The sequence below is a fragment of the Paenibacillus zeisoli genome (assembly GCF_003994465.1).
Classification (GTDB): Bacteria; Bacillota; Bacilli; order Paenibacillales; family Paenibacillaceae; genus Fontibacillus; species Fontibacillus zeisoli.
In genome coordinates this window covers 528,007-553,384 of the sequence record NZ_RZNX01000001.1, presented here as the reverse complement: position 1 = coordinate 553,384, position 25,378 = coordinate 528,007, and the positions used below count along the sequence as shown (strand labels likewise).

Sequence of the window (25,378 nt, the reverse complement as noted above, 5' to 3'; positions counted from 1 at the left end):
TATGTTAATAAAGATTGCAATCGAGCGGGAAACAACGATAACATGTATACATATTAAGCACAGAATTCTAGGGGGTTCATATATGGAGCAGTCCAACTCATCTTCCAAGCTGCACAGGAACGCTATACAAGTTCAAGAAGCCCAGGCTATTATTCAATCCCATGTTCAGCTGGGGGATTGTGAACATGTCGATTTGTCCGAGGCCAAAGGACGTTATCTAGCTGAAGATATCATGGCACCTCATCCATATCCACACTTTCGCCGCTCAGGTATGGACGGATTCGCAATTATAAGTGGGGATACTGCGGGAAGCTCAACCGAGAATCCGGTATGGTTGGAGGTTGTGGATGAGATTCCTGCAGGATCACTGCCATCGGTTGCTCTTGTTCCAGGCACCGTCTCCCGTATTATGACAGGAGCGAAGGTTCCGGATGAAGCCGATGCTGTAATTATGTTTGAAATGACGGAGACTGTTGTTAATCAAGGAAGAACAACCATTCAGGTCAAGCGGGAAATAGAAGCAGGTAAGAATGTAACTCCGGTGGGATTAGAACTACGAGAAGGCGATTTGATTCTTGAAAAGGGAACGTTCCTTTCGACAGGGGAGATCTCAGTACTTGCTACCTTCGGAGTTCATCAGGTCAGTGTCTTCAAGCGGCCAACGGTAGCCATTTTTTCAACTGGTTCTGAGCTGCTTGGGGTTGAGGAAGCCATACAGGACGGCAAAATTCGCAATAGCAATACCTATATGCTGGCAAGCCAGGTTAGAGATGCCGGTGGAGATCCCATAATACTCGATGCCATACAGGATGATCTTCAAATCGCTAAGCAGCGTGTGGAAGAGGCTTTCCACTTCTATGATATCGTTGTGACTACGGGTGGTGTGTCTGTAGGCGATTTTGATATTATGGCGGATTTGGTACGCGGAGATGAAGTTACTATGCTGTTTAATAAAGTAACAATGCGCCCGGGAAGCGTTACAACAGCTGCGGTGAAGGAGGGGAAGCTCCTCTTTGCCTTATCGGGAAATCCGGGAGCCTGCTTTGTAGGGTTTGAATTGTTCGTTCGGCCGGCACTGGGTTTAATGCAGGGAAGTAAACAGCCCTTCCTTACTGAATTAACGGCAGTACTGGGTAGAAGCTACGAGAAAATTAACAACTTTACACGTTTTGTTCGTGGAAGTCTAAGCATTGTAGATGCTCAGCTTGTAGCCACACCTGCAAGTCTGGATGAATCGAATGTTATGATTACGATCAAGGACAGTGATTGTCTAATAGTTGTCCCACCCTCTTCAGGAGTTCTAAATGCGGGGGATAAAGTGAAAATTTTAAGGCTTTCGGGAAGTTCGATATGAAGTTTGACTCTATTCCGGTATATCAGATTGTAGGATATAAAAACACTGGAAAGACACAGTTGGTCTCGAGCCTGGTTGCACACTTTACTACCGAAGGCTTGCGGGTTGCTGTAATCAAGCATGATATGCATGGCTTTGAAATGGATAAGGAAGGCACTGACACCTACCAGCATCGTGAAGCTGGCGCGGCGGCAGTGGCTATTACTTCACCTACACGCACCGCCATTCTAGAGGACAAGGGAACTAAATTACCGGATCTTGTCGTTCGTTTTGCCGATTACGATCTTGTTCTCGTCGAAGGATTCAAACAGGAGACCTATCCCAAGCTTGTCATTCTGCGCGAGAATAAAGATCTGCCTTTAATTCATGAGCTTACGAACATTAAGGGAGTAGTGGTTTGGCAGGAATTATCCATTAACTTGGAAGAGAGCAGTCCCGCTACAGGTCTTGGAGGCAGCTTGCCAATCTTCGATATTAACGATATCCCAGGAATCGTAGCAGCTATTTCTTCCGAACTCTCTCTGTAAAATAAAAAACAGAAGTGTTTAGCGTTATCGCTTTACACTTCTGAACGTCTTTCGATCGCATCAGACATGGTTTTGTCTGTAAGATGAGTATAGACTTCCGTCGTTTCTGTAGAAGCATGACCCAACTGCTCCTTGGTTTTGTAGATATCATTCTGCAGGTAATAATCTGTGGCAAAGGAGTGTCGAAGCTTGTGCACCGTTAAGTATGGCTTTCCGAAACGGCTGGCGTATTTTATGATCATGGCCTGTATAGCCCTCTTGGTCATTCTTTTACCTTCCTGGTGGCCATTTGGCAGTGCAACGAACAAAGCTTTTTCACGCTTGGGTGTTCGGTAACGCGCGCTACGAATGGCTAAATAAGCCTGAAGCTCGTCTTTACTTTGTTCCCGGAAATAGACTGGAGTCTTGAAAGTCTCATCATTGTTACCTTTGCGATATACATAGAGTAATTTATTAGCCGAATCGATATCATCAATATTTAGATTAACGACTTCGGACACGCGAAGCCCGGAATTTAGAATGAGACTTGCAATACATGCGTCTCTTTCTCTGTTCAGCTCATAGTTATATAAGGCTTGTTTGTTATTCTCAATGTCTGAACCGTATCCCTCGAGAATATAGCCGATGAATTCAAGCAGTTCATCCTCTTCGAGAATTTTACCTTTTAACTTGGCAGCTGTGTCCTTAGGCTTGTGGATACGCTTGATTTCAACTTTAGCCATGATATTCCGTTTCAAAAGCGGATAAAAGTCCTCATCTTCCGCAATTTGGCTTAAATAATGAAATAATGAGCGCAAAGAAGACATTTTGCGAGATACGGTTACTCGTGAGTTATTTCCATCCACCCGGGTAGTTAGGTGCAGCCGATAACCGACAATACTATCCATCCGAAGCACTTCAAGTTCTTGAAGCGTAACTGTGGCATTATTCTCAGCAGCAGATAAACCCTCACCACGAAGCCAGCCGAAGAACTGCTCATAATCTCGGATATATTCGAGCAGGGTAGAGGGGGATAAATCGGGCAATTTATAATCAATGAACTGTTGAACGAACCATGGCATATTCAGCACTCGCTCATCCATTTTTTTACGGTCGGCAATCTTCTGAATGTTCATTTAGCAAGCTCCTTTGTACCAGCAGCTAATATATAGATTTGTCATAATTATATCATACCACTGGGAACATAAATCAAATTGTACAGAGTAGATAGGGCCAAAAGGAGGCTAATTTAATGCAGGTAGATTTGGTACGCGCAGATCTTCATATGAAAGAAAAGTTTCGTAACTTAATGCAGTATTACATCTATGATTTTAGCGGTTATCTAAATTTTGAAATCGATGAGACAACGGGAAAGTACCCACCTTATCCGGACTTCGATAAATATTGGGCAAATGATGATAAATATATTCCATACTTATTCAAGATAGGATCATGTACGGCAGGGTTTGCACTAATTGAGGCACTTCAAGGCAGGAGGAACGCGGACAGTTACATGACTGAATTTTTCGTACTCAAAAAATACCGTAAGCTTGGTGTTGGAAGATCAGCAGCCACACAGCTGTTTGAGAAATACAAGGGGAGATGGTTAATCTCCCAGCTCAGCTCGAATATTCCAGCTCAAATGTTCTGGCGTACGATCATTAATGAGTACACGAATGGCCGCTATGAAGAAGAGACCCACTTTGCTCATCGTCAGATTTCCCAGAGGTTTACCAATTAACACTCATTGATTTCGAGTCCGAGCTAACAAATACAACATATAAGGCCCGCCTAGTATCGCAGTAATCAAACCGCAGGGGATTTCAATTGGAGCCAGAACGGTTCGTCCAACAAAATCCGATGCCAGAACGATTAAGGCTCCGAGCAGGGCAGCAGTGGGAATCAATACGGCGTGCTTCCCGCCTACTAGCTGTCTGGCAATATGAGGGGCCATCAAGCCTACGAAGCCTATAGTTCCTGCTGTTGCAACAGACGAGCCAGCCAAGGCAACGGCGATTAGCAGGATCCATGTCCGGGTTGAATGGATGCGGCTTCCGAGTCCTATGGATGACTGATCATCCAGACCCAGGATGTCTAGGTGGCGGTAACACAACCAAGCAGTAGGGAGGAAGATCATTACCCAAGGAAGATAGGGCCAAAGCTGTTCCCAGCTTCGTCCATATAGACTCCCGGTCATCCAGATGGTTGCTTGATTCACGAGCCGAATATTGCCGGAGGTCATTGCGATGGTAATAAACCCATGACAGATCGAGGCGATACCAATACCGACCAGAACCATGCGGATAGGAGATAGCCCTTTTTTCCATGCGAGTGCATAACTAAGGAAAGCCACCAAAAGTGCTCCGCCAAAGGCGGCGAACGGGAGCCAGTATGAAGGAATTTGAACCCATACTATGAAGATAACAGCACAGAGCGCGGCTCCTGCATTTAGCCCGATTACGCTTGGTGATGCAAGCGGATTGCGCGTTATACCCTGCAGCAGTGTCCCCGCAGCAGCAAGACAAGCTCCAATACCAACAGCTATCAATGCTCTGGGCAGCCGAAGTGTACGAACGATGAAATCATGATCGGGTTGACCGATCCCAAGAATGGACTTTATCGTATCCAGAGGAGATATAGCAAACTCCCCAGTGCCAACTTGCAGTATAAACAGAATAAGTATCAGAATGATGAGGCTGCATTGAACCATTATTCTCTGACGCATCCTCACAACCTCCACTCCTTTTTCCTCGCCAGATAAATAAAGAAAGGCGCCCCCATCATTACAGTCATCACCCCAGCAGACACTTCATCCGGATGAATGACGAGCTTGGCAGCTATATCGGCCAGCATAAGAAGCGATGAACCCATCAAGATTGAGTGAATGACAATCCATCGGTAATCAGCACCAGCAATGGACCTTACGATATGCGGCACGGCAAGTCCGACGAATGCAATCGGCCCCGCAATTGTCACACAGCCCGCGGATAACAGAACAACAACGAAGAACAAAATCTTTTTGGTAAATGAGGTATCAGATCCAATCCCAACAGCTACCTCGTCACCAAGCTGCAATGCATTCATTCTGGCTCCGAGGGCAAGGGAGATCAACACTCCAATAAGGATTAAAGGTCCCCCATAGATAAGATCTTGCAGTTCCTTCCCAGCAACAGAACCAGCCAGCCAGAACCGAACTTCATCAATCGATTTCTCATTAAGAACAAGAACGCCTTGTGTGAAAGAAGCAAGCAGCAGCGAGACGGCTGTGCCGGCAACGATTAACTTCAAAGGCGTTAACGGCGTACCGCCTACTGAACTCAAGACAAATATTAATGAACCTGCAAATGCCGCCCCTGCTACCGCAAAGATTTGATAAATCCAGACGGAGGAGCCCGGTACTAAGAAATACCCGATCACTATTGCAAGAGCTGCCCCGTTGTTGACCCCCAAAATTTCTGGTGAAGCTAATGGATTTCTGGTTAGTGCCTGCATACAAGCGCCTGCAGCTGCCAAACCCGCACCTACGAATAAAGCGATAAATGCTCTAGGAACTCGAATAGTAGAGACAACCTGATGTAGTTCAGTGCTGTGATTGCCCCAGATCGAGGACCAAACAGTTGGAAAATCAATAATCAGGGAACCGGTTGATAGATCCAGCAGAAAAATCCCGATCAGCAAAACTAGACCAAATCCTAACAGACAAAATTGTTTAGTCATGAACTTACTCCCTCGTAAGAAAAATAATCCAAATTTGTAATTGACAATCAATTATAATGGCACTTATACTTGTCCTTGCAAAGATAATGATAATCATTATCAATAAGCCTTACATATATTATCAAAGTCGGGAGCGTGTTGTCAATGAATAGAAGTAGAGGAAAAATTTTATTTTTAATGCTGATAGTTGTCCTTATGGGGGCATTATCGGCTTGTTCAACAAGCGGCTCAAAAGAAACATCCGGTAATGCTTCAAGCGAACCTACTACTACGGCGCAAACGGAAAAAGAAATCATTGTAAAACATGCAATGGGGGAAGAGAAGCTTAAGGGGATTCCGCAGAGGGTGGTTGTACTCGACAACGGAGCTTTGGATAACTTGCTTGCACTGGGTGTCAAGCCCGTAGGAGCGCCAACCGTGCAGCTAGAGGAACCTTACCCCGCATATTTGCGTTCACAGGCTGAGGGGATAACGAATATTGGTACCATTGATGAACCGAACCTCGAGACGATTGCCTCACTGAAGCCTGATCTTATTCTTGGAAGTAAAGATACGCATGAGAAGATTTTTGAGAAGTTGAAACGGCTTGCCCCTACCGTCTATGTAGAGTCCCTTGGCTACACTTGGAAAGATAATTTGAAAGTGCAGGCTGCTGCACTGGGTAAGGAAGCGGAAGCAGATAAGTTATTAAGTGCCTATACCGATAGGCTCGCACAATTTAAAGATCAAATGGGAGACAGACTTGCTAACACAACCGTATCTGTTCTACGTCCGCGTACTGACCATGTACGCATTTACTTAAGACAATCTTTCAGCGGAATTATTGTAGAGGATGCCGGATTGAAGCGTCCTGCTACTCAGCAGGCTGATGAGTTTGCCAGTAAAGCAACTGAAGAACAAGTCGCGAACATGGATGGTGATGTCATTCTTTGGTTCAGCCGCGATACTGATAATTTGCTCGAGAGCAAGCTGGCTAATAATCCGCTCTGGAAGAATCTTAAGGCGGTGAAAGATAAGAAAGTATTTAAGGTGGATGCCGATCTGTGGCTAAGCGGACTTGGTATTCAGGCTGCGAACCTGGTTGTAGATGATTTGTTCAAAATTTTCGTTTCTAAATAAATGAAATTAGACTGGCTGGGGGCTGACAGTTGAAAGACTGACAGTCCCTTTTTGCATCGTAAATAATCTATTTTCTATTTATAGTGGAGGGGAAAAATGTTAAGAAGACAGCGGTTAATTGTTGAGAGTCTTACGAGAACCCAAGAGGAACAACGTATGATGGATGAACTGCAGAGAATGATTGTAGAGAAGCTAAGATCAACAGAAGGACAAGCATCTATTCATATCATCTGGGAAAATGAGGGGCAGGAAGAGCGGCCATTGTCTTCTCACGCCGCGTCAGGAACGAATCCAATCGGAAATGCAGTACCGCTAAGTATAAGACAACGCGAGATTGCCAGTTTAGTATGTTCACACTACTCGGTACGCAAAATCGCAACCACCCTGCACATATCAGAAAATACGGTTAAGAAGCATATTCAGAATATAAAAAGAGTGCTTGAAATTACCGAGAGCGGTCCTGATTTTGTCTACGAATTACAGATCAAGCTTGGATCAATAATCCCTTTGGATAACTAAAATAACTCAATCAGGTCATTTACAGTCAAATTAAGTGAATGTACGATAGAGAAGAATTAATGATAATGATTATCAATATCACCGATTCGTTGATGATTATTTGAAGGGAGGAACAGTTCATGATCGAACTTAAGGAGTCCCCAGTTATACAATCTTTAACTGATTGTATTGGTCATACCCCGCTGCTCAGACTGAACCGATTGTTTCCGGGTGATGAGGTCCAGGTCTATGGGAAGCTTGAATTCATGAACCCTGGTGGCAGTATGAAGGATCGACCTGCACGCTTTATTCTGGAGGAGGCACTTAGAACTGGAGCTCTTCACCAGGACAGTCATATCATTGAGAGCACGTCCGGCAATTTAGGCATTGCTCTTGCTATGATGAGCCGAATTTATGGATTGGAGGTCACTTGTGTAGTTGACCCGAACATTTGCCAAACCAACCTGAAAATAATGAGACAGATGGGGGCTAACATCGAGATGGTCACTGAGAAGGATGAACATGGTGGCTATCTGAATACACGAATCGCCACAGTCAAGCAACTGCTGCATACAACTCCTCATGGCTACTGGATTAATCAGTACGCGAATGAATATAACTGGAAGGCACATTATTATGGAGCAGGTGAAGAGATTGCTAAGCAAATGGATCAATTGGACATATTGGTGGCTGGTATAAGTACATCGGGAAGCATTATGGGTACAAGCCGTAGGCTTCGTGAGAAGTTCCCCAGGCTTAAGGTTATTGGAGTCGATGCTGTAGGATCTGTTATTTTTGGCGGTCCGAAAGGGAAGAGGGAGCTTCCAGGCATCGGGGCTAGCCGTGTACCGGAGCTGCTGAATCGTGAGGAAATTGACAAGGTTATTCATGTGAATGATTACGAGTCAGCCATGGCTTGCCGGGAGATGGTACGCACTGAGGGGATATTTGCCGGAGGTTCCTCTGGTTCAGTCGTTGCGGCTATTCAGAAGCTTCTTCCGGAGCTACAGGGGACTGTACGAATCGCTACGCTGTTGCCCGATCGCGGTGATCGCTATCTGGATCTTGTGTACGATGATGAATGGTTGAGTACGGTGAAAGAGAGGGTGAGCAAGGAGTGTTAATCAGTCAAGAGAAGCAGATGCCTTCCCTGCTGTATTTAAGCCGCAGCCAGGTTGCAGAAGCAGGGGGAGAATCACCACAATTTTACGCAAAGGTTATCGAAGAGGTCTTGGAGCTGCATGCCCTCGGCAAATTTGTTCAGCCACTGAAGCCTTATCTAAGAGTGCGAGGAGAGGATGGTGAACAGGGGCATATCGCGGACCGGATTATTGCTATGCCTTCTTATGTAGGCGGGAATCTCCAAATCTCAGGCTTGAAATGGATCGGTAGTAAGCATGATAATTCTTCCGTTCATGGTTTAGAGCGTGCGAGCGGAATGATTGTGCTTAACGATCCACAGACGAACTATCCGTTAGCGGTTATGGAGGCTGCGCTCATTAGCAGTATGCGGACAGCAGCAGTAACAACAGTGGGGATTAAGTACTTGGCGAGACAAGACTTCTCGGATGTGACTATTATCGGCTGTGGGATTATCGGACAGCGTCAGCTCGAAAGTGTTGCTCAGTTATTTCCTCAGGTGAAGCAGATTCATCTATACGATGTTCATGCTGAAGCTGCTCAAAGGCTCGCCGAACGGGTGAACGCTCAGTATTCTCATATCTCCTGCCGAAGCAGTGAATCGGCTGAATTAGCGGTGCGAAGCGGTGATATCGTAATTCCATGTACGGTAACAGATCAGCCCTATATCCATTATGACTGGCTGAAGAAAGGCTGCTTTGTCAGCAATGTATCCATCATGGATCTGCATAAGGATGTGTTTACCAGTGCGGATAAAGTGGTCGTAGATGACTGGGATCAATCCAATAGAGAGAAGAAAATCATCAATCAGCTTGTATTGGAAGGAGCTTTCTCCAGAGAGAAGCTGCACGCCGAGCTAGGAGAGATTGTAGCCGGGATTAGACCTGGACGGGAGTTTGATGATGAGATCATTGTCCTGAATCCAATGGGCATGGCGATTGAAGATATCTCGTGTGCGTATCGGATATATGAACAGGCTAATGCCAAAGGGATAGGAGTTACTCTCTCCTTGTATGAGTAAGCGGGAAGGAAATAAGGTGGGACAGAACGAACAAACTGCCGAAAGAAAGCGATGGCCGCTGTGGAAGCGCAATCTTGCTGTACTCTGGGTTGGTCAGTTTGTAGTTACGCTCGGTCTGACTGGAACTACCCCATTTATGCTATTCCATATCGGGAGACTGGCTTCTGGTTCTGAAAGTTCCATTATGCTATGGACCTCGGTGGCGCTGGCGGGACCATCTGTAACTTACATGCTTACGACTCCTTTATGGGGCAAGCTGGGAGACCGAGTCAGCCGTAAATGGATGTTTGTTAGAGCCCTTGTGGCTCTAGGAATATGTATGCTCGGAATGGCTTGGGCGCCAACATTAACGATATTTGTATTATTTCGTCTGCTGCAAGGTGGGCTTGGAGGCATTTACGATGCGGCGATCGCGATGATTGCAGTTAGTGCCCCTTCGGATAGAAAAGGGGAGGCCATTGGCCGCTATCAACAAGCGGTCACAGCGGGAGGACTTGCTGGCCCGCTTGTTGGAGGGATGGCGATGGGCTGGATTGGCAGCGGAATCTTTCTTACGATAGCGGGACTGCTTACATTGGCCTGTAGTGCATTGGCATGGATATTGCTGAACGTTCCTGCTAAGCTCTGCGATCTTACCGCTGTCACAACTGATCAGTCATTGGATGCTGCCGCGGCTCCCAATGACAGCGCTGAATTGGGATCTGAATCTAAACCTCATGGTGTAAGGGCCAGCATGCTGTATTTCTGGTATCATCGTGAATTGAAATATTTGCTAGCAGCAGGCATCCTGTCTAAGTGCGCTGCGACAGCCTTGGCAGCTATATACCCACTGTTCATACAGGAGAATTATTCGAGTGGTCCAGCGGCGCCCCGTATGATTGGCTTGCTTGAAGCTGCCACAGGAGTAGGAGCACTTTTCGGAGCGGGAAGATGGAGCAAGAAAGGAGATCGCAAGGAGCCTGCACGGTTGGTCATAAATTCCCTTTGTCTAAGCGGACTGGTTATCTTCCTTCAAGCCTGTACACCAGTATTTACTGTTCTAATTCTGACGAAGCTTGTGCAGGGATATGTATTCAGTGCAGTTATTCCATTAGTACTCAGGTCTATCATTCAGGGCTCAGCTAGGGGTAGACAAGGAGTCAATATAGGCACGGCAAATAGTCTGCTAGTTACCGGTCAATTAGCTGGTTCCTTCATGCCGCAGATCATTCTTAGTCTTCCCAGTGTTATACATGGCATATGGGGAATTGGGATATTACCGTTAATAGGTGCAGCATTGATTCGCTCACAAGCAATAGGGAAGAAGTACACGGAAAGGAGAAGGAATAAGAATTATGAGCATGAAACAAGAAGTAATGTCAGATGAAATTCTTTCACAGCAGTTAGCAGAGCTCAGTACATTGACGCGGCTTCTCAACACTTATTTGCGTGAGGTACATTGTACCCCGGTAACTGAACACAACACAGAGTTAAGATTACCATTAACTGGTCGATCCTTAAGCATGGAATTCCGCAACATTTCCGCTGCGGGGCACCACAGATACATTTTCCCATTAATAGGGAGAGATGCGGATGGAGGGAAAGAGGTCATCGCATTAGAACCCTACACAGCTTTGGATTGGCTATTGGCAGAAGTGGGGGCAGCCGATGCAGATACCATAACGGTGCAAGATAGAATAGCTGATCTTCGCAATCAAATTAATAACAGTATAAATAAGACTGCATGCTATGTTCTTAAACGACTACAAGACACTAAACAGCAGTCTGATCCAACAAGTGAATACCAGAATTATACGCTTGTTCGTTCGGAGCAGTCCTTGCTGTTCGGGCATCCTTTTCATCCGACGCCGAAGAGTTCAGAAGGCTTCACGGAAGATGATCTGCGCCTTTATGCTCCTGAGTTGAATGCCTCATTTCAACTAACCTGGTTTGCTATTCATCCGGATCTGTATCATGAGGAATGGTTAGAAGAGAGTCCTCTAAAGTCAGAATGGCAGGATTGGGAGCATAGATTGCAGGAAGAGATCGGTGCAATCCAACGATCAACTGGGCTTAGTACAGATGAGATAGCGGCACTGACTTCATACCGCTTGCTCCCTGCTCACCCTTGGCAGTCTGAATATTTATTACGACAATCTAGTATTCGCCGTTGGATAGACGAGGGCAAGCTGATATATCTCGGTAGTCTGGGAGATAGGCAGTACCCAAGTTCATCCGTGCGGACAGTCTGGTCGCCGGCACAGTCATTTTACTTGAAGCTGCCTCTTCACGTGCGAATTACGAACTTTATCCGGACGAACAATGAGGAACAATACAAGCGGTCCATGGATGCGGCCCGAATCTGGGCTGAGATAGAGCCTGCTTTTCACTATCCGGGCTTTGGAATCCTTCAGGAGCACGGCGTTGTCTCCATGTCGGATGCCGAGCTTGCCGAGGAGTTCACGGTAATCATCCGTGCTTCCCTCTCCGGTGACCAACAGCGCCATGAAGATTGGCATGTTGCCGCAACCTTACTTGAAGATGAGATTGGTAGGTTGGAACACCTTCCAGCCACTAAGAAAGACGCTGTTAAGTGGATCAGGGCTTATGTTCACGTATATTTATTTCCTGTTTTTCAACTGTTTGCTGATTTTGGATATAGTCTCGAAGCCCATGTCCAGAATACGCTGATTAGAGTGCAGGATGGTGTCCCTACCGGATGTTATATTCGTGATTTAGAAGGTGTAAGCGTGTGCAGCAACAAAGCACAGGAGTTGGGATGGATTAATGACATGGTAGCGCCGGATAGCCCAGTCCTAAGTGATACAGAAGAAGCATGGAAGCGGCTGCTCTATTATAATGTAACAAATCATCTGAGCCATATGATTGCAACTGTATCCCGGTCCTCTCATACAGAGGAACGAGATCTATGGCGAGAGGCAGCACATGCAATCTCCACGCATTCTGAAAGTGTAGCTCCTTCACTACGAGAATGGATCAACCGCTTGTTAGAAGCACCTGTACTTCCGGCAAAAGCAAATCTGATCAGCCGTTTCCATCAGCATGGCGAGCGGCCCGGTTATGTAGAAATTCCAAATCCGCTGAACGGATTCCGCGATAAGAAGGTGAACGGATAATGAAGCAGTGGATAGACGAATGGGTAGCGCAATGCACTTATGAGGAGACTCAAGATTGTAGACGCCGGGTACTTCGGCAGTTGATGGAATCCATGGTACATGAAGGTCTACTTCATGTGGAAATTGCAAAGTCTGCTATGTCCAGTGGCGACCTAGTGGACAAATTGGAATACCGAGTAATAGGGCAAGAGGGGAATGGACATGCGGTATTGTACTCTTTTCATGCAAGAGACACCGGGAGCTTCGGCCGTATTCGTATTCTGTCTCCGATCTACCGAAGCAAGTCAGGCTCTGAGTCATTAAAATCGGAAGTCATCTCAATTGCTCAGCTTCTGCAGGAGTTATCTATACATTATCCGATTGCTGAAGCAGAACGGCTGTCCACATTTGCCCAAGAGCTGGAAAGAACCCTTGTAAATGATGCTTTTCATAACGCATGGAAGCGGCAATCTACAGGGAGCAATTTAGTGGATACTGACATGCATGAGCCCTGTTCACTTACGGAATGGGAAGCCTATACAAGCACTGGCCATCCTTATCATCCAAGCTACAAGTCACGTATTGGGTTCTCACTGGAAGACCATCTATCGTACGCTCCGGAGTTCAGTCCAAACTTTCATCTGATTTGGGTTGCTGTCCATCGATCATATGCTGAGGCATACACCTTATCTAACTTAAGCTACGAGGATTATATTGTTAAATTACTTGGGGAGGATCAGAAAAGGCAGTTCGAAGACAAAATCGCTTCAAGAGGCGTAGATTTTAACAGTTATCTCCTGATACCTGTGCATCCTTGGCAGTGGGAGCATAAGATCAAGATGGACGCGAGTGAACTGATTCGCAGCAAAATGTTGATCCCGCTAGGTAATGATAGTGATCTCTATCAGCCGCTTCAATCGATCCGTACTTTAGCTAATATTACGAATTCGGCCAAGCCATATGTGAAAACATCCATACAAATTGTCAACACGTCTGCACTCCGAATCATTGGAATACATCATGTTCGTAATGCACCCGCTATTTCGGATTGGCTGCATCAACTGTTAAAGAATGATATTTATTTAAGAGAAGAATGCGGTGTGGTGATTTTGCGGGAGACTGCCGCCGCAGCGCTCCGGTATGATCATCTTCCTGAACCACTGGCTAGACTGTTAGAGGGCTCTATGAGTACTATATATCGTGAAAGTCTTGAGCCGCTGCTGCGAGCTGATGAACAAGCTGTCCCATATACTTATGTAACCCATCTTGCTAACAATGTGCCAGAAATAGATAGCTGGATCAATCAGTATGGAGCAGAGAGGTGGGTACAGCGGCTGCTTGAGGTGACGATACAACCGATGCTGCATCTTCTCTATGCATACGGCGTTGGATTGGAATCACACGGACAGAATATGATACTTATCCATAAGGATGGATGGCCTGAGAGAATCGCATTACGAGATTTACCAGGGGGAATTAAATGTCTTGGGAATCATCATTTATATGATAATCGGCTGCCAATGCCTTCCCTTGCATTAAGACCTGGTGAGAGCAGTCATCCGATCTTGGCAGATACAGCCCAGGACGTGCGGGATTTCTGGGTAGACGCTTTTCTGCATATTCAGCTTTATGAAATAGCGGTGTTTTTGACTGAACAATATGGCTTTACAGAAAAACAATTTTGGGGAATGGTCGGCGCTGCAGTTCAGCACTATCAAAGTCTTTTCCCTCAATTGGAACAGCAATTTGACTTGTTCGATCTAGCCGCTGAGACTTTCCAGGTCGGTCAACTAACACTCCGTAAAATATATGGGGAGGGTGAAGGAAGAGAGCATACCGTGCCTAACCCCCTGCATCCCGTGCCTCAAATGCAAATCAACTTACTTAAGGGAGGAGATTCATTGTCTTGAACGAAAAATGGACCCGGGTTGCAAAGAAATGGATACAAGGATATGAGAAGGGAGATAGCGGCGATCCTTTATGCGCTTTTGTGTATAATCTTGAGTCGCTGAGGGAGCACGTCTCCAATGTGGTACATGCACTTCCAGACTATTGCCAAATGTATTATGCTATGAAGGCTAACAGCGAGGAGCCGATTCTGAATACCATTCAGCCGTATGTTACTGGGTTTGAGACAGCCTCAATCGGAGAGATTAGAAAGGCAAGAGCGGTAAGCACGGAAGTCCCAATCATCTTTGGCGGGCCTGGTAAAACCGATGAAGAGCTTCGCGAAGCGGTTCTACTTCATGTAGAGAGTATTCACGTAGAGAGCCTACATGAATTAAGGCGTCTGATGCACATCACGGATAAGCTAGAGACAGAGGTCGCGGTATTGCTTCGCGTTAATATTAGTATGGAACGTGATGTACCGAAGGCAACCCTGCAGATGGGAGGAAGGCCGACTCAATTCGGTATGGAGGAAGAGGAGTTAGAGGTTGCGGCTCATATTTTGGAGAACTCCCGTTTTCTCCGAATGGCCGGGTTCCATCTCCATACGGTCTCTAATCAGATGGATGCGGTACAGCATCTTTCGTTAATAGGCCGTTATATCGACAAAGTAGAGACATGGATGTCTATGTTCAAGATGGATCACCTTATCCTGAATGCAGGCGGCGGGATAGGGGTTAATTACGCGGATTTGAACCGGCAGTTTGACTGGCAAAGATTCACCACCGGACTGCATCAACTTGGGCAAAGCAATCCACTTCTCTCCAGCGGTAGGCTTAAATTAAACTTCGAGTGTGGCAGGTATTTGGCAGCTTTCTGTGGAACCTATGTAACCGAAGTCATTGATGTGAAGCGTAACCATGGAAAAACGTATGCTATAGTAAGAGGCGGAACACAGCATTTCCGGCTCCCTGTATCCTGGAAGCATAATCATCCTTTCGAGATCGTAGAGCGAGACCCGTGGGATTATCCTTTTCAGCGTCCAATTGCAGTCGATGTTCCTGTGACGATTGTCGGTCAGCTTTGCACTCCCAAAGACGTGTTTGCGGAGAACATTCCGGTGTCAAGCATACGAAGTGGAGACTTGATCATGTTTGTTCTTACAGGTGCATACGGATGGGCAATCTCTCACCATGACTTTTTAAGTCACCCGCATCCCAAATTGGTGTACATTTAGTAAATTTCTAAACACAGGGCAGCTACTCCTTTGGAGAGCTGTCCTTTTTGTGTGATCTGATTTTACGCTATCAAAATGAAAAGAAAGTCAGAAGTCAATTATATAATATAAAAAATCAACATATGAAAAATTCATAATAGATAAAATTATTGGAATTTATCTAGTCTCGTTATACCAAAACTCTACGTATTTCTTTACCTAGCTCAATAACAAATTTGTTTAAATAGAAAAACGATCAAGCGAGAAATAATATATATTATGTTAACTTAAACTTCAAAATACTCACTCATCCTAAACCGTTGTCTTAACATAAATTTAATCAGATTTTAAAGCTGAAGGATCTCTTATTTTAATCAGGGACCCTTATGATCAAGTTATGAGAGGAAGGTGAAATCAGTCGGAATCGTAATTTTTCAAACATGAAGATGCTGAAATAGAATTGACTAGGAGGAAACGATGAGGATTTATGAGATTATTTTGCTAATATCCTGTTTGGCACTGCTTCAATATTTGATTTTTTTCAAGAAATCGGAGAAAAAGGTGGGGTTAGTTCTCTCTTTGGCCGTCTTGGTTGATTCGATCATCCAACTGAGCTGGGAAGGATATAGGTGGCAGATGCTCCCCATCTATATCACCGCATGTATTTACATATCGATATGCTTATTGCGAAGCTCTAACAAGAAAGTACTTTGGGCAATGCCTAAGCTGCTGACTTATGCTTTGTATACATTATCTGTGCTCCTCCTGGCCATTTCAACTTTGGCGTCCGTGTATTTACCTGTTGTTGAGCTGCCTAAACCGGAAGGGCCATATACAGTGGGCACACGAACTTTCCATTTCACTGACTCCAGCAGGGATGAAATATTTACATCAAATCAAGGTGATAAAAGGGAGCTAATGGTACAGATCTGGTATCCCTCGGATCAGCAGCAAGGGGAGAAGATAGCCTCTATTTTCCCGCAGGACAGGTTCCTTTTTCAAAAATACGCTCATGCTTACGCCTCAAATCTAAAGCTTCCTGAATTTGTTCTGGATTACTGGAAATATTTCAAAAGCAATTCGTATGAGAATGCTGGTATTCTGCATCCTTCTAAGCCATATCCACTGATCCTTCTTTCTCATGGAGAAGGTACGGGCCGCATCCTCCATATCTCACAAGCAGAGAACCTTGCCAGTCATGGATATATTGTGGCAGCAATCGATCACACCTATAGTACAACGGCCACTGCTTTCCCGGATGGAAGAGTGACTGGATATGAACGGAATTCTGGAACTGGAGATGAAGAAATCTTATCAAATGCCAAGAAGATCGGTAAAGTGTGGAATGCAGATATCGATTATGTGATCAATCAATTCGGGCGGATGAATGCGGGTGACGAGAACAGCTTCCTTAAAGGGGCACTGGATATGAATAATATTGGCATTATGGGACATTCCTTTGGCGGCGCAACGGCTTTTCACGAAGTGCAATTCAATCCCAAGCTTAAAGCAGGGGTAAATATGGATGGGACCCTTTATGATTTGAGTCTGCCAGCAGGCCAACTTAAGCCATTTATAACCCTGAGGGCAGAGGATTTTAAGACATGGACAACCAAATATAAGCAAGGTGCTATACAAGATGCCAAGCTGACCAAGTTGATTTCCTCCGAGCTTCAAGTCATGAATCAATCAGTAAGGAGTGGGGGAAAGGTGATGTATATTCAAGGTACATCGCATTATAACTTTACGGATCTTCAATTATATTCCAAGCTTATACGGCTAACAGGGATGACCGGAAATATAGATGGTAATAGGGGTGCAAAAATCGCGAACGAGTATGTCCTTAACTTCTTCGACAAGCAGCTGAAGGGAAAAGGCGGAGAATTGTTAACCGGCCCGAGTCCAGCCTATCCAGAAGTGAAATTCATGAATAGCAGCGATTTAAGTAAATGAGGCGGGGATTGTGATTAATTCAAATCATGATTAATTACGGAGCAGCACAACGGCCGGCGAATTAAGAAATAAATTATTGTGAATTTACAACATATGAAAAATTCAGAATACACAAAAAAATATGAATCTAGTTACTATAAACAATAATCCATCTACCCACATATCTATAACTAAACAATTGAAAAACAAGGCTTAAGACATAATATATATTATGTTAACTAACGGGTTGTGCATTCTTCTCTTATTCACTTTTAGTATACTTTCAAGCTTATAGAAGACTTCCTCGCCAAGAAAGCAGATTACCTGATACTTCAACCTGTTGCTGATTTCATCAGGCCCTGCATCTTTTGGATCCTTATGGTCAGTCGGAGGCTTCAGGTTATCGCCAACTGCAATATGCTCTACGGATTGGCCATTCCCGGGGGGGGGTTCCAATGTTCAAAGTGTCTTCGAGTTTTTCTACTACTTTCCATTCAAAGAGTTCAAGGAACAATTGAGTCTCGATCCGTCTGAGGTAGATAGATATGTAGAGAACGCAATCAGCAAGGCTATGTCAGGTTACCGTCTGTTCGTCACGGATGTGTCAGTCGGCAAGAAGGGGAGAATCCGCAGGTTAACACGCTGGCAGCCCCGATAATTCTGCAAAGAGCAGCGCCACCTATAAGTCACGATTTTTGGAAGTTAAGCTGCCCAAGCTGAGAAGTGGTGGATTTCAGGAAGTGATGATCAGGTACTTATAATTGACGTGGAATTTATTAATAAACAGCGTATAATATATGTTATACGCTGTTTTTGTTGAAATTAATTAGAATATTCTTTCGCAACTTGTGTTACAGCTGAGTTCTTTATAGTTTATCTTAAATTAATCATAGTTAATAAATCTAAAGCGGCCTGCTAGCCACTATGTTAAAATTAAATGCTGGTATAAAAGGAGCGGATCTGCTTGCAAGACGATACAGAAGATTTATATGGTGAGGAGCTTGAAGCTTTTCTGATTTGGATGAAAGACGCTGGGTATACCCACTATACACAAAAGTCATATCTTAGCGATGTGCATGAATTTTTGGAGTCACTAAAAGGTAAATCATTAAGCTCGGTTAAAAAGTTTCATGTTGTGTCTTTTTTATCTGCGGTACGAGAGAGAGGAGTTAGCGACTCAACCCGGAATCGCAAGCATGCTTCAGTTAATTGTTTCTTCAAAGCCTTAATTGAGCTGGAGTTGTATGCAGATAACCCGGCTGCCGGGATTAAGAAATCGAAAATGGACAAGAACCGAGCACCGGTTTTTCTAGATGAGGTTGATTTGAGCAGGTTCCTGCAGTCGGTTGATGGCAAGCACAGACTTCGGAATATGGCCGTATTCCTGCTGATGTCCTATATGGGTCTTCGGGTAGGCGAGGTTCACGCACTGAATCTGGCTGATTTCAACCCGGAGCGGAAGCTGCTCAGTGTGTATGGTAAAGGGCGCAAGTGGCGTTCGATTCCTGTTCCAGAAGCGGTCAAGGAAGTACTGCAACAGGCGATTACGGATCGCTTGAAACCTTGGAGGGCCAAAGAAACAGCCATGTTCATATCGCAAAAAGGAAGAAGGCTGTCAATTCGCTGTATCCAGCAAATTGCAGCAGATACTTTTGATAGATTTCAGCATGAAGTACCTCAAGATCGAAGGGCAGCTTATTCAAGTCATAAATTAAGGCATTCATTCGCCACTATGCTGCTGCGCAAAGGAGCAGATTTAAGAACCGTTCAGGAATTGCTTGGTCATTCTTCCATACAGACTACCACCATTTATACCCATATAACCAGTCGTGAAAAAGAGGAAGCCGTGGGACGACTAGAAATTCATATCCCATCACAGAAATAAGCAACATAACTTTTATTATGTCAACCAATATCATTTTGCATATACATTTACTTATAAAGGGGTCTATACATGCAATTCTCAATTCAATTCTTATCTTTCTTCGTTATTCAAGTGGAAGGGAGCGAATCTCAGGGTACCCGTTCATACAAGCATTATCAAACACTGGATGGATATGAATATATCGATAGTGAAATCAAGAAATTCCTTGATGGGGAGTTCACCCGAATAGCCAAACGGAAGGTCGAGAAGAATCCATCGGCTGAGCAGGCACCAACAAAGATTGGTACTTTTATTGTTGAGCCAGGCCATGAGCTTGACAGCAACCCGAACTTTAATTTGTTCACCCGCCTAAGAGCTGCGGATGAGAAAGAGGACTTCAAGAATGCCTGCGATGACTTAATGCGCAGTTATCTGGATACGAGTGCTGTAAGGGGAGGGGCCATGATTATTGTCCAAGCCGAGCTTGCTACCCATTCGGACACCCCAATTATCTTTTTGCTAAAATGTGATTTTGAGCAGAAAATCGCCCGGATCTCAGATGAGAAAAGTCTAGTGAACCAGGTGGAAATGGCCATAAGTGCCCGGAATATGAAATCTATTCAGTATCCTTATATGCCCGAAGAAGGTATGTTTGAGGAGTGGGAGCTTAAGATTCATCAATCCTCCCATGCCCGTTACTTTGAGGATTTCTTGAAGTTTGTGACCTACGAGCAGTCAATTCCCGAGATCGTAAATGATCACGTTATGAATTTTGTTCAAGATTATGTAGAAACTAAATGGCCAGATGAAACGCATGAGGAACGTCAGCATGTGGAGAGAGAACTGGAGTTTTGGGCAGCAAGCGAGAAACGTGATATTCAGGAGAAGTGGGAGCCGGAGGCCGTGGTCGAGGCTGCGGAAAGAATTATTGAAATTAAGCCAGAGATTGAACTTAAATTCCGTATCGGGGATACTATGGTTCGTGGAAGGCTTGCCGATTTCGGCGACAAAATTCATATCGCCAAAGTAAATGGCAGATACGCCGTAATTCTGGAGGGAGACTCATTTGTATTCGACAAAGGATTCTCTCCCGTCGAACTGCTGCAGCCTGAATCCTTTGAAGTTGTTGCTGAGCGAATCCTTCAGAAGCAAGATGAGGAGACTGAAGAATATCCGTTTTAAATAGATACGCATTGGTTAATGACATTAATTAATGTAGTTAAATAATATTGTTAATGTTATTAAATATAACTCAAAGTCCTTATATATCAAGGGTTTGATGAAAGATGGGAATTATTTTCTAGAAAAAAGTTGACTAAATACTTCCAGCCTGCATATAATAACTTCAACCTTTTAATCATCGGCATTGAAAAGGAGCAGGACTCGTATAATTATGATGCAGAGAGTGGGGAGTATGCTGAAATCTCCACCATAATTCCGAATCCGACTCGCCTTGGAGCCGCTGTTCCCAAATGGAATTTCCACTTAAGAACAGCCGAGTTGCACCCGTTAACGTGCGAAATCTAAGCCTTGCTTAGCTTTCATGAGGCAGTGGTCCATTACAGATCACTGTGAACATGGGTGGTACCACGGAAGATAACCCCTTTCGTCCCTGATCGCATTTCTTGCGTGGGATGAAAGGGGTTTTATTTTTATACAAAGGATAATGCAATGACAAGGAGCAGGCATACGGGCCCTTAAGTTCAGAGAGCGATGAGATTGGTGTGATCATCGCCTTAACCCCGAAGCCAACTCGCCTTGGAGCAGTTCTTCTGAAGCCTGTATTGATTGAGCAGGTTAGGTGGGACCGGTTCGCACCCGATAACGTGCTGGATCACAGATCAAGCTGTGATCTACTGAGACTGCAGAGCTGAGTGCTTTGCAGTGAATCAGGGTGGTACCGCGGAGGAAAATTCTCTCTCGCCCCTGTTGCACAAGCTGCAGCAGGGGTGAGAGAGTTTTTTTATACAAAAATAACGAAAAGGTGGAATGATGTATGCGCAAAATCTATGTATTGGACACTACGCTTAGAGATGGGGAGCAATCGCCAGGTGTTAGCTTAACTTCACAGGAGAAGGTTGAGATCGCACTTCAGCTGCAGCGTCTTGGCATTGACCGCATCGAAGCAGGGTTTCCGATCACTTCAAGAGGTGAAGTTGCGAGCGTACAGGAAGTGGCTAAGGTTATAACGAACGCTACGGTTGTAGCCTTCTCCAGATCCAGAGAGCAGGATATTGATGCTGCAAGAGAAGCTTTAAGGGATGCCGTTGATCCTTGTCTGCATCTGTTCCTGGCCACTTCGCCAATACACAGGGAGTATAAGCTCCGCATGGATAAGAGCAAGGTGCTTGATACACTTGAGGCGGCAATTCGATATGGCCGGAAATATTTTGATAAGGTGGAGTTCTCAGCAGAAGATGCAAGCCGGACAGAGATTGAGTTCCTATGTGAAGTTACAGATCGGGCCATTAAGGCCGGAGCTACGGTAGTTAACCTGCCGGATACGGTGGGATTCGCTACCCCAGTGCAGTTTGGTCGTATTTTCAAGACCGTGAAGGAGAGGGTCATGGGGATTGAACGGATCCAGCTGAGCACGCATTGTCATGATGATCTGGGTATGGCTACGGCCAATACGCTTGCAGCTATCGAGGGTGGTGTGGATCAAATTGAAGGCACCATTAACGGGATTGGGGAACGTGCGGGGAATACAGCAATTGAAGAGGTGGCATTAGCTTTGGAGACCCGTGGTGACAGCTACGGAGGAGCCAAAACATCACTCGTACTTAGTGAGATATACCGGACCAGCAGGCTTGTCAGCAAGCTTACAGGAATGACCGTACCAGGGAATAAGGCCATAGTCGGAGCCAATGCGTTCGCTCACGAATCGGGTATTCATCAAGACGGTATGCTGAAGAACCGGGCTACCTACGAGATCATCAGTCCCGAGACGATTGGAATTAGCGCAAGCAAGCTTGTACTCGGCAAGCATTCCGGAAGACATGCATTTAAAGAACGCCTGATTGACCTTGGCTATTCTTTGGATGAGGAACGTCTGAATATGGCTTTTGCCAAATTTAAAGATCTGGCAGATCGTAAGAAGGAAGTTCTCACTGAGGATATCCGCGCGATCATGGATGAGAACGTAACCGAAGGTCCGGTTCCTTACAAGCTGGATAATATCCAAGTGTCCTATGGTAATCATTCGCTGCCAACCGCGGCTGTGCGGATTGTTAGAGAAGATGGCAGTAGTGTCGAAGAGGCAGCCATTGGAAATGGTTCAGTTGATGCGGTATACCGTGCGATAGACAAAGCTACAGGACTGAGTTCTCAGCTTGAGGATTACAAGATTCATTCGGTAACCCAAGGTACAGACGCATTAGGTGAAGTACATGTTGTGCTTCAAATGGAAGATATGTCAGCGACGGGAAGAGGGGTGAGCACCGATATTATTGAGGCGAGCGCCAAAGCATATTTGGACGCATTAAATAGGCTGGCTGCACGCCAAAGCGATCCGGAACGGGAAGGGAACATTTCCATCCAATCCTAATGATGTTCTTTACAGAACCGACAGAAGCATATATTAGGAGTAGGTGTAATCACGTTAGAGGATAAAACAATGATCGCGGCAGATCATTAAAACAAAGAATCAAGCTGCCACCCTGTATACATTGAGGTCTATTACGCTTAAATAAAAAAACAGACGGGCGCCTGCTGCGTTCCGTCTGTTGCCTTTTTGTTAAAGCTCAAGCTTCTCGATCTCGGATTTGAGCTTGTTCGCTGAGGCGCGAAGCTGCTCCAGCTCCTGATCGTTAAGGTTAAGATCGAGAATCTCTCTAACCCCGGAGCGATCTACTACGCTCGGTATTCCCAGATATACGTCGGAAATTCCTTTGTAATCGGTAAGCAATGTGGATACATTTAGAACCGATCCTTCATCTTGAAGAATAGATACTACAATCCGGTCCAAAGCAAGTGCAATTGCATAAGATGTAGAGCCTTTAGCGTTAATAATCTCATATGCCGCATTCTTGGTACGGGAGAAAATATCACTGCGTTCCTGTTCTTCAAATTCCAGCCCTACGCCAGCTACGTTCGCAAGGCTCCACAGAGGCAGCTCGGAATCGCCATGTTCACCAACAATATGCGCGTGTATACTGCGCGGATTAATTCCTTTGTTCTGGCCGATCAAATAGCGGAAGCGGGCACTGTCAAGCAGTGTACCTGAGCCGATAACACGGTTGGTAGGGAAGCCGCTTTTTTTCCATGACACATATGTCAGAATATCAACCGGATTGGTTGCAACCAGGATAATCCCGTGATCGTTATATTTCACAATGTTCTGAATAATGCTGTCAAAAATTCCCGCATTGCGCTTGAGCAGGTCAATTCGAGTCTCTCCCGGTCTTTGGGATGCACCGGCTGCAATAATGACAATGTCAGCATCAGCACAATCGCTGTAATCTCCAGCCCATAATTTAACCCCACCTGTGAAAGGCAGCCCGTGATTCATATCAAGCGCTTCGCCGAGTGCCCTCTCATGATTGGCATCAATCAACACGAGCTCCGAGACACGTTCTCTTAGTAGTAAGGTGTAGGCAGTGGTTGCACCCACCGCGCCGGTTCCAATAATTACAACTCTGCTGGAACTCATTTTGGATGTTGTCATTAAATCATCTCCTCAGGTAAAGGTATTTGCTCAGAAATTGTAGATACGATAAAGCTCTCCCCATTTATACCCATAAAAAGAGGCTTTTACAACTTCTGCGGTTAACAAGAGTCTAACTTATGTAAAGGAAAATGTTGTTAACCTAGATCTATTGTACATGGAAATTAAGAGAATATTAAGTTAGTAGACATATATTTTATTATGTCAACTAATTCAGTTAAATGTAACAGATTAGGAGATTGTAACCATAGGTGTAACCTTTCTGTAAGATTCCCCCTAACTATTTATATTATTCTTGTATTATAAATTAGAGAGGAAAACGGTGAAATTTGTCATGGAGCGGAGTAATGAAACAAGGATTGAGCGAGCGCAACAGGTTAAGAAAAAAAGAAGACGACTTATCCTCACGATTAATTTGGTTCTTATCAGTGCCATAGCTATTACAACTGTATTGTCTATGAAGATTAGGCAGGAACAATCAAGCTCAGCGATGCCGAAGCTAGCGGCCGTGAATGCCAAGCAGCCACAGTCCATTGATCCGGCAGATCCACACAAACAGGTTACAAAGAAAGACCAAGTGGGAAACAAGGAACCTGAGAACCGGGATCCATCAGATTCGCATAATGAGAAGTCATCTGGAGAGGACACCAAGGCTTCCCAAGCCGCATCAGCTGCTGCTCTTCAGAAAGCTAAAGTTGTATATTTAACATTTGATGATGGTCCTAACCAATATACGGATCAAATTCTAGATATCCTGAGCAAAAATGATATCCATGCCACTTTCTTCATGATTGGTTCACAGCTCAGGGATGAGAAATCCTCAGTTGAACGATTAATTCATGAAGGGCATTATGCCGGTCTACATAGTATGAGTCACAGCTATAGCAAGCTTTATAAAAGCGGAGGATCCGATCATTTTATTCAAGAATTCAAGCAGGAGCAAGCATTACTGTACAAACTGACAGGGGTAAAGTCCAGTTTAATCCGAGCTCCATACGGAAGTGCTCCGCAGATCGGCTATAATTTCCGCACAGCCATTTATGAGGCGGGCTTTAAGATGTGGGATTGGACTGTTGATTCAAAGGATTGGAGCTATGAAGGAAAACCAGCTAAGGTGATTGAGCAAGTGAAACGCCAGATCCACCGCAAGCAGGAAGTTATTCTTATGCACGAGAAGAAACAGACCGTTCAGGCACTCCCGCAGATTATTGCCTATTTACAGCACCAAGGCTACTCCTTCGCCGTATACAAGCCGGATCATCATGTGGTTGTTAATTTTGGGAAAGACATCCGTTTGTAGTTGCTAAAAGTCATTATGATATAATATAGTTTATTAGTTATTTATCACTTCTTAGAGGAGGGG

22 protein-coding genes are annotated in these 25,378 nt (G+C 44.9%); 18 read left to right on the top strand and 4 right to left on the bottom strand.

Features of this window, described 5'->3' with window-relative positions:
• Nucleotides 1-82: 82 nt before the first annotated feature.
• Together EJP77_RS02560 and mobB are read left to right on the top strand one after the other, a co-directional pair.
• Entirely contained in the window at nt 83-1,354 is a 1,272-nt protein-coding gene (locus tag EJP77_RS02560) for a molybdopterin molybdotransferase MoeA (protein ID WP_127197599.1), read from the top strand.
• The gene (mobB, locus tag EJP77_RS02555; RefSeq protein WP_127197598.1) at nt 1,351-1,881 is read left to right on the top strand and encodes a molybdopterin-guanine dinucleotide biosynthesis protein B; all 531 of its coding nucleotides are present in this window, start codon (nt 1,351-1,353) and stop codon (nt 1,879-1,881) included. Before EJP77_RS02560 ends, mobB begins: the two co-directional genes overlap by 4 nt.
• A 32-nt stretch (nt 1,882-1,913) precedes the next feature.
• Here mobB and xerS read toward each other — a convergent pair whose 3' ends face one another.
• Nucleotides 1,914-2,996: a tyrosine recombinase XerS gene (gene xerS / locus EJP77_RS02550; protein ID WP_127197597.1), complete on the bottom strand. Its 1,083-nt coding sequence runs from the start codon at nt 2,994-2,996 to the stop codon at nt 1,914-1,916.
• Nucleotides 2,997-3,112: 116 nt separating this feature from the next.
• Between xerS and EJP77_RS02545 the strand changes: the two genes are divergently transcribed.
• Nucleotides 3,113-3,601, top strand: coding sequence for a GNAT family N-acetyltransferase (locus EJP77_RS02545; RefSeq protein ID WP_127197596.1), 489 nt, complete (start codon nt 3,113-3,115; stop codon nt 3,599-3,601).
• A 3-nt stretch (nt 3,602-3,604) separates the two neighbouring features.
• Here the strand turns inward: EJP77_RS02545 and EJP77_RS02540 are convergent, their stop codons facing one another.
• On the bottom strand, nt 3,605-4,585 hold the full coding sequence (locus EJP77_RS02540; protein WP_127197595.1) for a FecCD family ABC transporter permease: 981 nt from the start codon (nt 4,583-4,585) through the stop codon (nt 3,605-3,607).
• 2 nt (nt 4,586-4,587) lie between these two features.
• Nucleotides 4,588-5,577, bottom strand: a complete 990-nt coding sequence (locus EJP77_RS02535; RefSeq protein ID WP_127197594.1) for a FecCD family ABC transporter permease — start codon at nt 5,575-5,577, stop codon at nt 4,588-4,590.
• Between the two features lie 144 nt (nt 5,578-5,721).
• Between EJP77_RS02535 and EJP77_RS02530 the strand changes: the two genes are divergently transcribed.
• From EJP77_RS02530 to EJP77_RS02475, 14 genes are all read left to right on the top strand, one after another.
• The gene (locus tag EJP77_RS02530) at nt 5,722-6,696 is read left to right on the top strand and encodes an ABC transporter substrate-binding protein (protein ID WP_127197593.1); all 975 of its coding nucleotides are present in this window, start codon (nt 5,722-5,724) and stop codon (nt 6,694-6,696) included.
• A 96-nt stretch (nt 6,697-6,792) separates the two neighbouring features.
• Nucleotides 6,793-7,215 carry a helix-turn-helix domain-containing protein gene (locus tag EJP77_RS02525; RefSeq protein ID WP_127197592.1) on the top strand — a complete coding sequence of 141 codons (423 nt, stop codon included), beginning with the start codon at nt 6,793-6,795 and terminating at the stop codon, nt 7,213-7,215.
• A gap of 119 nt (nt 7,216-7,334) precedes the next feature.
• Nucleotides 7,335-8,318, top strand: coding sequence for a 2,3-diaminopropionate biosynthesis protein SbnA (sbnA, locus tag EJP77_RS02520; protein WP_127197591.1), 984 nt, complete (start codon nt 7,335-7,337; stop codon nt 8,316-8,318).
• A 17-nt stretch (nt 8,319-8,335) separates the two neighbouring features.
• The gene (gene sbnB / locus EJP77_RS02515; protein WP_127198279.1) at nt 8,336-9,355 is read left to right on the top strand and encodes a 2,3-diaminopropionate biosynthesis protein SbnB; all 1,020 of its coding nucleotides are present in this window, start codon (nt 8,336-8,338) and stop codon (nt 9,353-9,355) included.
• Entirely contained in the window at nt 9,348-10,721 is a 1,374-nt protein-coding gene (locus tag EJP77_RS02510; protein ID WP_127197590.1) for an MFS transporter, read from the top strand. The genes sbnB and EJP77_RS02510 overlap by 8 nt, the downstream gene beginning before the upstream one ends.
• Nucleotides 10,690-12,471, top strand: coding sequence for an IucA/IucC family protein (locus EJP77_RS02505; protein ID WP_127197589.1), 1,782 nt, complete (start codon nt 10,690-10,692; stop codon nt 12,469-12,471). Before EJP77_RS02510 ends, EJP77_RS02505 begins: the two co-directional genes overlap by 32 nt.
• Nucleotides 12,471-14,360: an IucA/IucC family protein gene (locus tag EJP77_RS02500; RefSeq protein WP_127197588.1), complete on the top strand. Its 1,890-nt coding sequence runs from the start codon at nt 12,471-12,473 to the stop codon at nt 14,358-14,360. The genes EJP77_RS02505 and EJP77_RS02500 overlap by 1 nt, the downstream gene beginning before the upstream one ends.
• Nucleotides 14,357-15,574, top strand: a complete 1,218-nt coding sequence (locus EJP77_RS02495) for a type III PLP-dependent enzyme (RefSeq protein WP_246021640.1) — start codon at nt 14,357-14,359, stop codon at nt 15,572-15,574. The genes EJP77_RS02500 and EJP77_RS02495 overlap by 4 nt, the downstream gene beginning before the upstream one ends.
• A gap of 456 nt (nt 15,575-16,030) precedes the next feature.
• Nucleotides 16,031-17,506, top strand: coding sequence for an alpha/beta hydrolase (locus EJP77_RS02490; RefSeq protein WP_127197587.1), 1,476 nt, complete (start codon nt 16,031-16,033; stop codon nt 17,504-17,506).
• Nucleotides 17,507-17,999: 493 nt separating this feature from the next.
• Complete coding sequence (locus tag EJP77_RS20560) at nt 18,000-18,143, top strand: hypothetical protein (protein WP_185897125.1); 144 nt, start codon at nt 18,000-18,002, stop codon at nt 18,141-18,143.
• Between the two features lie 306 nt (nt 18,144-18,449).
• Entirely contained in the window at nt 18,450-19,370 is a 921-nt protein-coding gene (locus EJP77_RS02485) for a tyrosine-type recombinase/integrase (protein ID WP_281278448.1), read from the top strand.
• A gap of 69 nt (nt 19,371-19,439) precedes the next feature.
• Nucleotides 19,440-20,531 carry a DUF3900 domain-containing protein gene (locus EJP77_RS02480; protein ID WP_127197586.1) on the top strand — a complete coding sequence of 364 codons (1,092 nt, stop codon included), beginning with the start codon at nt 19,440-19,442 and terminating at the stop codon, nt 20,529-20,531.
• Between the two features lie 542 nt (nt 20,532-21,073).
• Nucleotides 21,074-21,223 carry a hypothetical protein gene (locus EJP77_RS20555; RefSeq protein ID WP_185897123.1) on the top strand — a complete coding sequence of 50 codons (150 nt, stop codon included), beginning with the start codon at nt 21,074-21,076 and terminating at the stop codon, nt 21,221-21,223.
• Nucleotides 21,224-21,345: 122 nt separating this feature from the next.
• On the top strand, nt 21,346-22,896 hold the full coding sequence (locus EJP77_RS02475) for a 2-isopropylmalate synthase (protein WP_127197585.1): 1,551 nt from the start codon (nt 21,346-21,348) through the stop codon (nt 22,894-22,896).
• A 189-nt stretch (nt 22,897-23,085) separates the two neighbouring features.
• Here the strand turns inward: EJP77_RS02475 and EJP77_RS02470 are convergent, their stop codons facing one another.
• Nucleotides 23,086-24,015: an L-lactate dehydrogenase gene (locus tag EJP77_RS02470; protein ID WP_127197584.1), complete on the bottom strand. Its 930-nt coding sequence runs from the start codon at nt 24,013-24,015 to the stop codon at nt 23,086-23,088.
• Nucleotides 24,016-24,337: 322 nt separating this feature from the next.
• On the opposite strand from EJP77_RS02470, the gene EJP77_RS02465 reads away from it, so the two are divergent.
• The gene (locus EJP77_RS02465) at nt 24,338-25,315 is read left to right on the top strand and encodes a polysaccharide deacetylase family protein (RefSeq protein ID WP_246021638.1); all 978 of its coding nucleotides are present in this window, start codon (nt 24,338-24,340) and stop codon (nt 25,313-25,315) included.
• Nucleotides 25,316-25,378: the final 63 nt, after the last annotated feature.